The sequence below is a fragment of the Pantoea sp. FN0305 genome (assembly GCF_050113845.1).
Classification (GTDB): Bacteria; Pseudomonadota; Gammaproteobacteria; order Enterobacterales; family Enterobacteriaceae; genus Mixta; species Mixta alhagi.
On record NZ_JBNJSN010000005.1, the window covers coordinates 343453 to 356537 of the forward strand.

Sequence of the window (13085 nt, forward strand, 5' to 3'; positions counted from 1 at the left end):
ATTTAAAAGCTGCTTTAACCCTGTCTTGCTTTTAAAAAAGATTATTCTCAGTTAGTAAACATAACCTTATAAGCCAGTCAGGCCTCTGTATGGAAATTTGCATCTGTTACAAAGCGGATTCACATACACAAATAACTTTTAGGCCAGAAAAAATAGCTCCCCAAGAATAAGCAATGCCACTCAGGCTGGGTTAGCTGTTTCCAGTGAGTAGTACCGAAACTCAATTACCTCCTCCCCCATCCAGCTGTTTATTTCCTTCATTCTCTCCTGCAGCGGCGTCAGCTCATTGCGCACGAATACCTGTGACGCCTTCACAGCATCCCCGAACCCGCCGGAGTTATCCGGGATAATACCCATCATCTGCGGCGGTACGCGGTGCGCGCTCAGCAGGTCGTCGCGGCTCGCCTTTTTTATGTTAAAGAAATCGTCCTTTGTCGCTACCTCGCTGAGCGGCAGGATCTTAATCCCGTCCGGTTTGCCGTTCGGCGCGTACATAAACAGATTGCGGAAGTTACCCAGGCCTTTTGTGTCGCGCATTGCCTGGCGCATCCGGTCAATATCGCTGCTGCTCTGCGCCGCGTCGGTCATATACAGGATGTAGCCCGCATGCGCGCCGTTCTGGTAATACTTGCGACGAAACAGCGTGGCCGCTTCATTGAGCCAGGCGGAGTTAAGCGCGCTGAGATATTCCGGCAGGCCGTACAGCTCCTGATTAATGTCCGGCTCGATGAGGTGGAAGACGCTGCCGGCGGCGAACGGATGCGGCTCCTTCCAGTCATTCACAAACCAGTAAACGCCCTCCTCCACGCCCCGGCGGGTAAACTTGGCCGGAGTGGTTTCCAGCCGCCACGGTTCACCGAGTCCGTTACGGCGCAGCTCGGCAAAGGCATTCCCGAACACCAGATAATCCAGCGCGAACTTGCTGAACTCCTGCTGACTCATCATCGGGTGCGGCACGAACGTAGACGCCAGAATGTTGCGCTTCACGTAAATCGGTGAGCTGTGATGCACCGCCGAGCGCAGGCTTTTCGCCAGCCCGTGAAAGCTGACCGGCGGCTCATACCAGCGCCCGTTACCGATGCACTCGGCATAATCCAGAATATCGCGCTTGTCCATAACCGGCGTCGGATCGCCAAAGGTAAACGCCTCAGCCTGTTGCTGCGGCGTGGCGGCCTGGACGGGCTGCGTTTTTGCGGTAAAAGCCTTGCGGCCCCTGCGTTTGCTCATCAGTAAAATTCCAGAATTGAGGGGTTGGCGCCGCCGCTGGCAGCGGTCAGCGGTTCGTTAAGCAGGGCGTGCATAATTGCCCAGGCGACGTCGGCGTGGCTGGCGTCCTCGCTGCGGCTCGCCTCATAGGTGGAGCGGTTGCCGCTGGCGGTCATGGTTTTGCGGATCGCCATAAACGACTGCGTAATGTCGGTGTGGCCGGCGTCGTATTCCAGGCGTCCGCTGCTAATGGTGTCCTTTGCCTTCAGCACCATCGCGGTTTTGACTTCCGGCGAGTAGCGAATTTCACGCGCGGCCGGGTAGAACTGGCGAACCAGCTGGAAAACGCCCTGGCCGATGCCGGTCGCATCCACGCCGATATACTCGACGGTGTATTTTCTCGTTAACTCCTCGATGGACTTTGCCTGCGCGGCGAAGTCCATGCCCCGCCACTGGTGGCGCTCCAGCACGCGAAACTTGCCGCCGGCAACCAGCGGCGGCGCGATAACAGCGCAGCCGGCGCTGTCGCCGGTGTGCGACGGGTCGTAGCCAATCCACACCGGGCGATAATCAAACGGGCGCGGCAGGTACGGGTTAAAGTCGCTCCACTCCTCCAGACTGTCGATCATGCAGCTCTGTAGCTCGGCGAACGGGAACACGCTCGCCTCATCGTCCACAAATTCACACATCAGCAGGTTCTGGTATTCCGACGGGCTGTATTCCAGCTGCAGCTGGTCGAGGTCGAACAGGTTACAGCCGCCGGTCAGCGCATCCTCGACCGTGACAATCTGCCGCCACTGGCCGTCGCCGCAGAGCGCGCCTTTTGCCAGGTGCGTATGTGACAGGTCGATCTCGATGCGGTCGCCTTTGCTGCGTCGTCCCTTGTTGAACAGCTCGCCCGACCAGAACGGATAGGCGGAGTGCGACAGGCTCGACGGCGTGGAAAAGTAGGTGGTGCGCCATTTCTTATGTAGCGACATGCCGCTGGCGACCTTTCGCAGCTCCTGGAATTTCGGTATCCAGAAATACTCGTCGAGATACAGGTTGCCGGTGTAGCTCTGCGCGGTGCGCACGTTGGTGCCGAGAAAAATCAGACGGGCGCCGTTCGGCAGCACAATCGGATCGCCTTTCAGGTCAACGTCCACCTGGCGGGCAAAGTCGATGATGTAGTTTTTAAAGACGTGCGCCTGCGCCTTGCTGGCCGACAGAAATATCTGGTTGCGTCCGGTGGTCAGCGCGTCAATCAGCGCCTCGCGGGCAAAGTAGAACGTGGCACCTATCTGGCGCGACTTCAGGATGTTGCGGATACGGTGAGCCAGTCCGGCCCTGTGCCAGTTGAGCTGATATTCAAAGCAGTTATCCATAAACAGGCCGGTCAGCTTTTCCGCCTGCTCGTCGCTGAAGACGTTCTTCACGACCGGCTGGCGCTCGCCTTTGTTGCGGTTGCGCACGTTTGGATTCAGATCGGCCTCGTTGCCGCTGCTGCGGTAGCGCTCCACGCGGGCGAGGCGCTCAATCTGGCGGCCGAGCGCGTCTATTTCCTTGTAGTCACCATTCCCTTTTACCTCCTTCAGAATGAGCTGGATTAACCGCGCCTCCATGCTGGCTTCCACGCGACTGATGGGCGCAACGTCGTCCCACGCGTCGCGCAGCTTCCAGCTCTGCACGGTCGGCGTTTTGATGCTGAGCGTTTCCGCTATCTGGCGCACAGAATAGCCCTGCCAGTAAAGCAGGGCCGCCTGGCGGCGCGGATCGCTGATGGTGGTTGTCGGTGTCATGTTCATGGCATCAAGGCTACCGGCGCCGGAACGCCCGCGCCCGCTGTCCCTGTTTGCTCATCGGTGAGCGGGCTGGCTTTCGTTGAGGGAAATCCGTGCGGCGGGGAAACTGCCCCCGAACTGAATCACACCCCTGACCGGAGCCTGATACATGGCAATCAAAGCAAAGCGTTTTCGCATCGCAGTCGAAGGCGCCACCACCGACGGGCGCAAAATTTCCCGTGAATGGATCTCGCAGATGGCGGCGAGCTATAACCCGTCCGTTTACGGCGCGCGCATCAACATGGAACACATCAAGGGCTATGCGCCTGACAGCACCTTCCGCCGCTTTGGCGACGTCACCGCCGTGGAGGCAGAGGAAATCACCGACGGCCCGCTGAAGGGCAAGCTGGCGCTGTATGGCTGGATTGACCCGACGCCCGAGCTGATCGAGCTGACCAAGGCGCGCCAGAAAATTTACACCTCAATCGAGGTTAACCCGGCGTTTGCTGACACTGGCGAGGCGTATCTGGTCGGTCTGGCCGTGACCGATGACCCGGCGAGCCTCGGCACCGAGATTCTGACCTTCAGCGCCACCGCTGCGGCGAATCCGCTGGCCTCCCGCAAGCTGCACGCGGACAACCTCTTTACCGCTGCGGAGGAAACGCCGATCGAGTTCGAGGAGGTCGCCGACCCGGCGCCGTCCGTCCTGAGCTACGTCACCGGCCTGTTTTCCCGCAAAAAGAAAACCGACAACGAGCTGTTTGCCGACATGGGCGCGGCCGTCACCGCCGTGGCGGAAAAGGTGCAGCAGAACGAAGACGAACTGACGCAGAAGCTGTCGGCGCTGGAATCAGGCTTAACCGCACGCCTTGAGGCGCTGGAGCAGCAGCTTGCCGACGACCGCAGCGCCTTCGGCGCGCTGAAAACGCAGCTCTCGCAGAACGACGGCGCCAGCTTTACCCGCCGCCCGGCCGCGACCGGCAGCGATCCGAAGTCCGGCGTGCAGACCGACTGCTGACAGGCGCTGCCTGAACCACAACCCGATAACTGAACTGAACAGGAGCGCAGATGCGCCAGAACACCCGCTTTAAATTTAATGCCTTTATGTCCCGCCTGGCCGAGCTGAACGGCGTGGACACCGGCGACATGAACAAAAAATTCACCGTGGAGCCGTCGGTCACGCAGACCCTGATGAACCGCGTGCAGGAGTCCTCGGACTTTCTGACCCGTATCAACATCGTGCCGGTCGCCGAAATGAAGGGCGAAAAAATCGGCATCGGCGTGACCGGCTCGATTGCCAGCACCACCGACACCGCGGGCGGCGACGAGCGTGAAACTGCCGACTTTGCCGCGCTGGACAGCGACGTTTATGAATGTGCGCAGGTGAACTATGACTTCCATATTCGCTATAACACGCTGGATTTATGGGCGCGCTATGAAGACTTTCAGGCCCGCCTGCGGGACGCCATCGTAAAGCGCCAGTCGCTTGACCGCATCATGATCGGCTTTAACGGCACTCATCGCGCCAAAACCTCTAACCGCGCCGCTAACCCGATGCTGCAGGACGTGGCCGTGGGCTGGCTGCAGAAGTACCGCGAAAAAGCCCCCGACCGCGTGATGAGCAAAACCACCAATGACGACGGCAGCGTGACCGAAAAGGTGCTGGTCGGTAAGGGCCGCACCTATGCCAACCTTGACGCGCTGGTAATGGACGCCACCAACAACCTGATCGCGCCGTGGTATCAGGAAGACCCGGAGCTGGTTGTGATCTGCGGCCGTCAGCTGCTGGCCGACAAGTATTTCCCCATCGTGAACCAGAGCCAGGCCAACACCGAGCAGCTGGCCGCCGACCTGATTGTCAGCCAGAAACGCATCGGCAACCTGCCCGCCGTACGCGTGCCGTACTTCCCGGCCAATGCCCTGATGATCACGCGCCTCGATAACCTGTCAATTTACTGGCAGGAAGGCACGCACCGCCGCCTGATCGACGAGGTGCCGAAGCGCGACCGCATCGAAAACTACGAGTCCATCAACGAAGACTACGTGGTGGAAGACTACGCGGCGGGCTGCCTGTTGGAAAACATCGAGCTGTCCGACGTGCCGGAAGAGAAGGCGGCAGCCACGGCGACCACCGGAACGGAAACCCCGGCGGAAACCCCGGAGGCGTAACCCATGTTAAGCCCTGCCCGACGTCACATGATGCGCCAGCAGGCCATTGAGGCCGCACAGCAGCAGAGCAACCCGCTGCGTCACGCAACCGGCTATGAGCAGATGCTGGTAAAGCTCAACGACGACAAGCGTCGCCTGAAAAAAGTGCGCTCCAACGAGCGCAAGGCGGAGCTGAAACGCCAGATGCTGCCGGACTATCAGCCGTGGGTGGCGGGCGTGCTGAGCCAGGGGAAAGCCGTGCAGGATGCCGTCCTGATGACCGTCATGATCTGGCGGCTCGATACGGGCGACATTCCCGGCGCGCTGGAAATCGCACGCCATGCCCTGCTGCACGGGCTTGTCCCGCCTGACGGCTTTAAGCGTGACAGCACCGCCTACCTGCTGGCCGAGGAAGTGGCCAGCGCGGCGACACGCGCCTGGACGTTAAAGACGCCGGTGGGTGTCAGTCCGCTGCTGGCGACCGTCAGGCTGACGGAATCCGAAGACATGCCCGACCAGGTGCGCGCCAAGCTGCACAAAATCACCGGGTATGTGCTGCGCGATGCGGGCAGGGCTTCAGAGGCTTTAGCCCATCTCACACGGGCGCTGCAGCTGCACGAAGGCTGCGGCGTCAAAAAAGACATCGAGCGGCTGGCTACGGCCATGAAAAAGCAGGCAGCAGCCCGCCGCTGACAGAACGCGCCCCGCGCCGGGCGGCAGGACGGCAATGCGCTTTTTAAGCGTCTGCGCCGGCCTCCACCGCCCACCTATTCAGAGGCCATGAAATGACTTCAGTAGTAATAAACGGACAGCGACCGGCGCCCGACGCCGAGCCGCCGGTGAAAAACACCTTTTTCTGGCCTGACATTGACCTGCAGCAGCTGCGCAACGCGCTGCGCCTTGAAGGCACCGTGACCGCCGACCGTCTGCGTCTGGCGGTGAAAACCGCGATTTCCGAAGTGAACGCCGAGCTGTACGACTGGCGGGCGGACAGGATGGCGGCGGGCTTTTCCCTGCTGACGACGGTGCCGGCCGAGACCTTCGACGGTGAAAGCGAAAAGGTCACGCACTACTTCGCCGCCGTGGCCGCGCTGACGGCCGCCACCATCGCCGAACGCTATCGCGGCTACGACGCCGCCGGTAAAAAGGCCGACGTGGTGGAAGGCACCGCCGACGAGTACTGGCGTGACGCCCGCTTCAGTATCAGCCGCATCGCTGAAAAGCCCGGCTGCATTGTGAGCCTGCTGTGATGAGAATTTATGCGCAGCAGGGCGATACCGTTGATGAAATCTGCTTTCGCTATTACGGGCGCACGCAGCAGGTGGTCGAGCTGGTTTATGCCGCCAACCCCGGTCTTGCGGAAAGCGGGCCGGTGCTGCCGCACGGCTGTGAGGTGACGCTGCCGCCGCTGCCGGCATCCTCAGCGGATGAAACCGTTAACCTGTGGGACTAACAAGCATGGAGAAAATTAGCTCGCTGATTAACTACCTGATCGGCCTCATCCTGATGTGGTTTGGCCGCCACACGCCGCAGGATATTGCCTTTATGGTTGGCTCAGGCGTTGCCGTGGTGACGCTGGTGATTAACGTGGCGACGTTTTTTATTAACTGGCACTACCGCCGTAAAACCTATGAGCTGCAGCGCCACCAGGCGCAGGGGGTGAATGTTGAGCCAGACCGTTAAGCGCTGCGCCGTGGCGGCCGTGCTGGCAATGGCTGCCCTGCTGCCGCAGTTTAAAACCCTGAAAACATCAGAGGCCGGGCTGCAGCTGATTGCCGATGCAGAAGGCTGCCGCACCTCGCCCTATCAGTGCAGCGCCGATGTCTGGACGAACGGCATCGGGCATACCGCAGGCGTGACGCCGCAAAGCGTGGTCAGCGAGCGCCAGGCGGCGGTGAATCTGGTGTATGACGTGATGCGCGTCGAGCGCGCCATTGATGCCTGTATGCGCCATGACATGCCGCAGCCGGTCTATGACGCGGTGGTGTCGTGGGCATTTAACGTCGGCACCTATGCCGCCTGCCATTCCACGCTCGGCGCCTATATCAACCGGGGCGAGTGGCGCAGCGCCTGCCTGCAGCTGCCGCGCTGGGTATTTGTGAAGGGCGTATTCAGCCAGGGATTACAGAACCGCCGCGACCGGGAACTGGCCTGGTGTCTTAAGGGGGCCGCATGATGCGTCTGATTGCCGTGGCGCTGGCGGCGCTGGCCTTTGCCTGCTGGCGCCTGTCCTCAACCGAAAGCGAGCTGGCACAGGCGCAGCGCGTGATCGGCACGCTGTCGGCCGGGATTGAAAGCCGGGACAAGGCGATTAACCGCCTGAACGATGAGGCCCGCGAGGGGGCAAAACGCGAGGCCGCGCTGCGACTGCTGCAGGGTCGCGCCTCGGCCGGTGCCCTTAACCGTGAACTGCAGATACAGAGGGAAACCGATGCTAACCCGACACTACGCGGCTGGTCTGCTGCTGCTTTGCCTGATGATGTTATCCGGCTGCACAGCCGTCCCGCCTTCAGCAACGCCCGCGATTATCTGGACTGGCTGTCCGCGCGTGACCAGCTGTCCGGTGCCGGGCAACCGGCTGCAGACGCAGGGCGATCTGGCCGCCGATAACCGCCAGCTGGAAGCCGCGCTCGCTTCCTGCGGGCTGCAGGTTGAAATTATCAAAGAATGCCAGGAGCAACACGATGCTGAAACCGAAACAGCTGCGCGAGGCGCTGACCAACAGCGTCCCGTTGCTGGCGCGAAACCCTGACAGCCTGAATATGTTTATTGATTCGGGACGGATTGTCTCGACGCTCGCCAGCTCGCTGTCGTTTGAATACCAGTACCAGCTGAACCTGGTGATCACCGACTACGCCGACGATATCGATCTGGTGATGGTGCCGGTGCTGGCCTGGCTGCGCGAGAACCAGCCCGACATTATGGCCACCGAGGAAAAGCGCCGCACCGGCTTCACCTTTAAGGCGGATGTGTTGAGCGACACGCTCTGCGATATCAGCATTAACCTGCAGCTCACCGAGCGCGTGATCGTGAAGCAGGACGGCGACGCGCTGCACGTTAACCATATCGGCGAGCCGCCGCTGCCGGAAAACGTTAACAGGCCGCTGCAGCTTTATGTTAACGGCGAACTCATCAGCGAGCTGGCACCATGAACGGGCTGGACACTTTCGACGACAGGCTGGCCGCGCTGATTGCAAACCTTTCGCCGGCGGCACGTAAGGAGATGGCCCGCACCATTGCGAAGCGACTGCGCGCCGGTCAGCAGCAGAATATTAAACGCCAGCAGGCGCCGGACGGTACGCCGTTTACGCCGCGCAAGACGCAGCCGGCACGCAGCAAAAAAGGCCGGGTAAAGCGTGAGATGTTCAAAAAGCTGCGCACCGCAAAATACATGAAGGCAAAAGCCGGCGCCGTCAACGCCGTGGTGGAGTTTACCGGCAACGTGCAGCGCATGGCCCGCGTGCATCATTACGGGCTGCGCGACAGGCCAGCCCGTGGAAGTAAAGAAGTTCAGTATGAGGCACGACCACTGCTGGGTTTGAATAAACATGATGTAGAATATGTGCAGTCCGAAATAATTAAAAAATTAATTGATTTTTAAATCTGCATTATCTTCCATTTGTTGAACTATCCCATCGTAGCCAGGGTACATTTTAGCCGAACCATATCCATGCTCTGCTAAAAGCATATAGGCTTGCTTAGCCATGTTGCAAGGTAATGTGACTTTAATAAAAATTTTTTCTGATGTACGTGGCCCTGAAATTAAAATCTCATCTTCAATTATCTTATCTAGCGGGCGCCGATCAACCTTAGTCCCTTCAATATCACTTTGTGGCGCAACAGCCTTGATAGGAATGTGAGTAAATAGCCCTTGCTGTGCATTTAAATTAGGATTATCAAAATACGGTGGCGTAATGAACTTTATATCGCAATTAGGTAAAATGAAAAATGGATTTACTATTACTGATTTATTCATACACCAAATGCATAGCTTTCCTTGCCTATTAAGCGCTCCCTTTAAAGCAAAGTACAACGCGACAAATGGGTCATATGTCCAGTCAAGCAGGCGAGTGGGAACTCCGTAGTGTTGTGCAAGGCCAGCAACATCATAAAAATCTTCTGGTATCCAATAATTATTTCCATTAAAAAAATTCAATACGGTTACATCAACATCTGAAGCTAATGTTCTTCTTAAGAAAGGTGAGTGAGGAACCCTAAGCCCTTGCCTGTCAGCAAGTCGGTAAAAATCCCTTAAAAGACAATGCTCCATTTTAATTTGATCAAATTCCAAATTATTTCCGCTTAAAGTTGAAGGTGGCGAGCCAGTGAGCTTAATTAAATCCTCTCGTTTTTCCAAACGCAAAGATAAAGGGATAAGCTTCCATTTTTCATCTGCAACACCTCTAAAAATAAAACCGTTAAGACTATTATTCCACCGAAGAAAGTAGTTTAAAAAGTCAGTAGGGTCAGTAAAGTTCACTTGCTCACAAATCATATCTTACCTCTGCGCAAAGTTGTTTGTTTATGGACAGACAAACCGCATTCGATTGTTTCAGTTACGTACTCATTAAACAATAGCGCCATGAACGAACAACTTGCAGAAATTCTGCGCCTGCTGCGCAACCTGATCCGCATCGGCACCGTGGCCGCCGTCAATCTGGACGACGGGGTATGCCGCGTGGATACGGGAAACAACACCACCGACTGGCTGCACTGGCTTACTGCCCGTGCCGGGCGCTCACGCTCATGGAGTGCGCCGTCAGTGGGCGAGCAGGTGCTTGTCCTTTGCCTCGGCGGCGAGCTGGATACCGGCTTTGTGGTGCCAGGCGTGTTTTCTGACAATAACCCTGCCCCGTCGGCATCCGCTGACGCCCTGCACTGGTCATTCCCGGACGGTGCCGTGATTGAGTACGAGCCGGATACCGGCGCGCTGACCGCAACCGGCATCCAGACCGCGCTGATTAAGGCGGCGGTAAGCATCACCCTGGACAGTCCGCTGGTTGAATGCACCCACACGCTGAAAACCGCCACTTTCGAGCTGACCGGCGGCGGCACCATGAAAGGCGATGTGCAGCACAGTGGCGGCGCGCTCAGCTCTAACGGCAAGGTACTGCACACGCATCAGCATAAAGGCGACAGCGACGGAACAACGGGAGCGCCACTATGACTACTGCGCAATACAGCGGCATGAGCCGCGACACCGGCGAGGTGCTGGCAGACCTTGAGCATATCCGCCAGTCGGTGCGCGACATCCTTACCACGCCGATCGGCTCCCGGATTATGCGCCGCAGTTATGGCTCGCTGTTGTCGGCGCTGATTGATCAGCCGCAGAACGCGGCGCTTCGCCTGCAGATTATGTCTGCCTGCTACATGGCCATTTTGCAGTGGGAGCCGCGCATAAAACTGACGTCCATCAGTTACGAGCCTGCGTTTGACGGCGGCATGGCGGTGGAAATCACCGGCAGCCGCACCGACACCACGCAGGATTTTTCACTAACCGTCCCTGTGAGCTGACCTTATGGCAACCATTGACCTGAGCCAGCTGCCTGCGCCCGATGTGGTTGAGGTGCTGGATTATGAAACGCTGCTGGCTGAGCGCAAGGCCACGCTGATTTCGCTGTACCCCGCAGAGCAGCAGGCGGCGATTGCCCGCACGCTGGCGCTGGAGTCCGAGCCGATCGTGAAGCTGTTACAGGAAAACGCCTACCGCGAGGTGATTCTGCGCCAGCGCGTAAATGAGGCGGCGCAGGCAAACATGGTGGCCTATGCCAACGACGGCGACCTTGACCAGCTCGGCGCGAACAATGGCGTTACCCGCCTGACGCGTACCCCGGCCGACAACACTACCATCCCGCCGACGCCTGCCGTGATGGAAAGTAACGACGATTTCCGGCTGCGCGTGGCGTCTGCCTTTGAGGGGCTGAGCGTGGCCGGGCCGACCGGTGCCTATGAATACCACGCGAAAAGCGCCGACGGCCGCGTGGCGGATGCCTCAGCCATCAGCCCGTCACCCGCCTGCGTCACCGTCACGGTGCTGTCGCGTGAGGGCAACGGAGAAGCCCCGCCCGACCTGCTGGCCGTGGTGGATGCCGCGCTGAACGATGAGAACGTACGCCCGGTTGCCGATCGCGTCACGGTGCAGTCGGCCGCTATCGTAGATTATGCCGTTGAGGCGGCGCTGTACCTCTATCCGGGGCCGGAGGCTGAACCGGTGCGCGCCGCTGCCGAGAAAAAGCTCGCTGCCTTTGTCAGTGCGCAGGCCCGCCTCGGCCGCGACATTCGCAAGTCAGCGCTGTATCCCGCGCTGCATGTTGAGGGCGTGCAGCGTGTTGAACTGGCGCAGCCCGCCGCTGATGTGGTGTTGGACAAGACGCAGGCCGCCTACTGCACCGGCTACCGCATAACGGTCGGGGGTTCAGATGAGTGATCGCCTGCTACCGTCCGGCTCGTCGGTGCTGGAAGTGGCCGCCGCTGAAGCCTGCGCGAAGATAGAAACCATTCCGGTGCCGCTGCGCAAACTGTGGAACGCGCAGACCTGCCCGGTTGAGCTGCTGCCGTATCTCGCCTGGGCCTGGTCGGTTGACCGCTGGGATGCCAGCTGGCCGGAAGCCACAAAGCGCAGCGTGGTCGCCGCGTCGGAATACGTTCACCGGCATAAAGGCACCATCGGCTCGCTGCGTCGCGTGGTGGAGCCGCTCGGCTATCTGATCCGCATCATTGAGTGGTGGAAAACCGGTGAGGCACCCGGCACGTTCCGCCTGGACGTGGGCGTGCTGGATACCGGCATTACGCAGGAAATGTATAACGAGCTGGAGCGCCTGATTGCGGATGCCAAGCCGTGCAGCCGCCACCTCATCGGGCTGTCGATTAACCTGGACTCAACCGGCGCGCTGCCGGTAGCGGCGGCGGCGTACAGTGGCGATGAGCTGACTGTTTATCCCTACACACCCGAAACCATTACCGTGAGCGGGCCGGGTTATACCGGCGCGGCGGTGCATATTACTGACCTGACGGACGTACACGCATGACAACAAAATTCTATGCCCTGCTGACGAATCAGGGCGCAGCCAAGCTTGCCAACGCGGCCGCGCTTGGTACCAAAATCCAGATTACCGAAATGGCCGTGGGCGACGGCAACGGCTCACTGCCAACGCCTGACGCTTCACAGACCAGGCTCGTTAATGAAAAGCGCCGTGCTGCGCTGAACTCGCTGAGCATAGATGCGGTGAACAGCAGCCAGATAATTGCCGAGCAGGTCATTCCTGAAAATGAAGGCGGCTTCTGGATACGTGAAATCGGGCTGTTTGATGCCGACGGCGATATGGTGGCCGTGGCGAACTGTGCCGAAACCTACAAGCCGCAGCTACAGGAAGGCAGTGGACGGACGCAGACCATCCGCATGATTTTAATCGTGAACAGCACGGCGGCCGTGACGCTGAAAATCGATCCGTCCGTGGTGCTGGCGACGCGTAAGTATGTGGACGATAAAGTGATTGAGGTTAAGGCGTATGCCGACAGCCTGATGGCAAAACATCTGGCCGCCGCCGATCCGCATTCGCAGTACGCACCGAAAGCCAGCCCGACGTTTACCGGTACGCCAAAAGCCCCGACGCCTGCAGCGGGCAACAATTCCACGCAGCTGGCAACCACGGCATTTGTGACCGCTGCGCTTTCGGCGCTGGCCGGAGCGGCACCTGCCACGCTTGATACGCTGAAAGAGCTGGCCGACGCGCTGGGCAATGACCCGAATTTCTCGACCACGGTGCTGAACAAGCTGGCCGGGAAAATGGATATTGCGAAGAATGGCAGCGATATTGCCGACGTGGCGGCGTTTCTTAAAAACCTTGGTTTGGGAGAAGCAAAGTATGTGGTAAGTCGGGGCGCTAACGCGAATGGCTCATGGGCCATCTGGTCAGATGGGGCGATAGAACTTTTCGGCGTCAGTCCTACGATTGTTGATGGACTGTCAAC

The 13085-nt window shown here is 59.1% G+C and carries 18 protein-coding genes and 1 pseudogene; 16 read left to right on the top strand and 3 right to left on the bottom strand.

Going from position 1 to position 13085, the window contains the following annotated elements; all coding sequences use genetic code 11:
• Positions 1 to 180: 180 nt before the first annotated feature.
• Complete coding sequence (locus ACQE3Y_RS12695) at positions 181 to 1227, bottom strand: phage portal protein (protein ID WP_426981795.1); 1047 nt, start codon at positions 1225 to 1227, stop codon at positions 181 to 183.
• Entirely contained in the window at positions 1227 to 2990 is a 1764-nt protein-coding gene (locus ACQE3Y_RS12700) for a terminase ATPase subunit family protein (RefSeq protein WP_426981796.1), read from the bottom strand. The genes ACQE3Y_RS12695 and ACQE3Y_RS12700 overlap by 1 nt, the downstream gene beginning before the upstream one ends.
• Positions 2991 to 3135: 145 nt before the next feature.
• Between ACQE3Y_RS12700 and ACQE3Y_RS12705 the strand changes: the two genes are divergently transcribed.
• The 11 genes and pseudogenes from ACQE3Y_RS12705 (at position 3136) to ACQE3Y_RS12755 (ending at position 8715) form a co-directional block, all read left to right on the top strand.
• On the top strand, positions 3136 to 3984 hold the full coding sequence (locus ACQE3Y_RS12705; RefSeq protein WP_426981797.1) for a GPO family capsid scaffolding protein: 849 nt from the start codon (positions 3136 to 3138) through the stop codon (positions 3982 to 3984).
• 50 nt (positions 3985 to 4034) lie between these two features.
• Positions 4035 to 5135 (top strand): phage major capsid protein, P2 family, encoded by a 1101-nt coding sequence (locus ACQE3Y_RS12710; RefSeq protein WP_426981798.1) that lies wholly within the window; start codon positions 4035 to 4037, stop codon positions 5133 to 5135.
• A 3-nt stretch (positions 5136 to 5138) separates the two neighbouring features.
• The gene (gpM, locus tag ACQE3Y_RS12715) at positions 5139 to 5807 is read left to right on the top strand and encodes a phage terminase small subunit (protein ID WP_426981799.1); all 669 of its coding nucleotides are present in this window, start codon (positions 5139 to 5141) and stop codon (positions 5805 to 5807) included.
• A gap of 92 nt (positions 5808 to 5899) precedes the next feature.
• Entirely contained in the window at positions 5900 to 6364 is a 465-nt protein-coding gene (locus ACQE3Y_RS12720) for a head completion/stabilization protein (protein ID WP_426981800.1), read from the top strand.
• Entirely contained in the window at positions 6364 to 6567 is a 204-nt protein-coding gene (locus ACQE3Y_RS12725; RefSeq protein WP_426981818.1) for a tail protein X, read from the top strand. Before ACQE3Y_RS12720 ends, ACQE3Y_RS12725 begins: the two co-directional genes overlap by 1 nt.
• 5 nt (positions 6568 to 6572) lie before the next feature.
• Entirely contained in the window at positions 6573 to 6797 is a 225-nt protein-coding gene (locus tag ACQE3Y_RS12730) for an HP1 family phage holin (RefSeq protein WP_426981801.1), read from the top strand.
• A complete protein-coding gene (locus ACQE3Y_RS12735) occupies positions 6781 to 7290 on the top strand; it encodes a lysozyme (protein ID WP_426981819.1) in 510 nt (169 codons plus the stop codon). The genes ACQE3Y_RS12730 and ACQE3Y_RS12735 overlap by 17 nt, the downstream gene beginning before the upstream one ends.
• Positions 7290 to 7622, top strand: a pseudogene (locus ACQE3Y_RS12740) (Rz-like lysis system protein LysB); the annotation flags it as partial. The gene ACQE3Y_RS12735 and the pseudogene ACQE3Y_RS12740, both read left to right, overlap by 1 nt.
• The gene (gene lysC / locus ACQE3Y_RS12745; protein ID WP_426981802.1) at positions 7546 to 7866 is read left to right on the top strand and encodes an Rz1-like lysis system protein LysC; all 321 of its coding nucleotides are present in this window, start codon (positions 7546 to 7548) and stop codon (positions 7864 to 7866) included. The pseudogene ACQE3Y_RS12740 and the gene lysC, both read left to right, overlap by 77 nt.
• The gene (locus tag ACQE3Y_RS12750; protein WP_426981803.1) at positions 7799 to 8266 is read left to right on the top strand and encodes a phage tail protein; all 468 of its coding nucleotides are present in this window, start codon (positions 7799 to 7801) and stop codon (positions 8264 to 8266) included. Before lysC ends, ACQE3Y_RS12750 begins: the two co-directional genes overlap by 68 nt.
• Positions 8263 to 8715, top strand: coding sequence for a phage virion morphogenesis protein (locus ACQE3Y_RS12755; protein WP_426981804.1), 453 nt, complete (start codon positions 8263 to 8265; stop codon positions 8713 to 8715). Before ACQE3Y_RS12750 ends, ACQE3Y_RS12755 begins: the two co-directional genes overlap by 4 nt.
• Here the strand turns inward: ACQE3Y_RS12755 and ACQE3Y_RS12760 are convergent.
• Entirely contained in the window at positions 8701 to 9609 is a 909-nt protein-coding gene (locus ACQE3Y_RS12760; RefSeq protein ID WP_426981805.1) for an FRG domain-containing protein, read from the bottom strand. The two genes, ACQE3Y_RS12755 and ACQE3Y_RS12760, sit on opposite strands and share 15 nt — an antisense overlap.
• Positions 9610 to 9696: 87 nt before the next feature.
• Here ACQE3Y_RS12760 and ACQE3Y_RS12765 point away from each other — a divergent pair, with 87 nt between their 5' ends.
• The 5 genes from ACQE3Y_RS12765 to ACQE3Y_RS12785 form a co-directional block, all read left to right on the top strand.
• Entirely contained in the window at positions 9697 to 10281 is a 585-nt protein-coding gene (locus ACQE3Y_RS12765; RefSeq protein ID WP_426981806.1) for a phage baseplate assembly protein V, read from the top strand.
• On the top strand, positions 10278 to 10628 hold the full coding sequence (locus tag ACQE3Y_RS12770; RefSeq protein ID WP_426981807.1) for a GPW/gp25 family protein: 351 nt from the start codon (positions 10278 to 10280) through the stop codon (positions 10626 to 10628). The genes ACQE3Y_RS12765 and ACQE3Y_RS12770 overlap by 4 nt, the downstream gene beginning before the upstream one ends.
• A 4-nt stretch (positions 10629 to 10632) precedes the next feature.
• Positions 10633 to 11541, top strand: a complete 909-nt coding sequence (locus ACQE3Y_RS12775) for a baseplate assembly protein (RefSeq protein WP_426981808.1) — start codon at positions 10633 to 10635, stop codon at positions 11539 to 11541.
• Positions 11534 to 12142, top strand: coding sequence for a phage tail protein I (locus tag ACQE3Y_RS12780; protein ID WP_426981809.1), 609 nt, complete (start codon positions 11534 to 11536; stop codon positions 12140 to 12142). The genes ACQE3Y_RS12775 and ACQE3Y_RS12780 overlap by 8 nt, the downstream gene beginning before the upstream one ends.
• Positions 12139 to 13085, top strand: a 947-nt coding sequence (locus ACQE3Y_RS12785; RefSeq protein ID WP_426981810.1) for a phage tail protein, incomplete at its 3' end; no start/stop codon positions are given. The genes ACQE3Y_RS12780 and ACQE3Y_RS12785, both read left to right, overlap by 4 nt.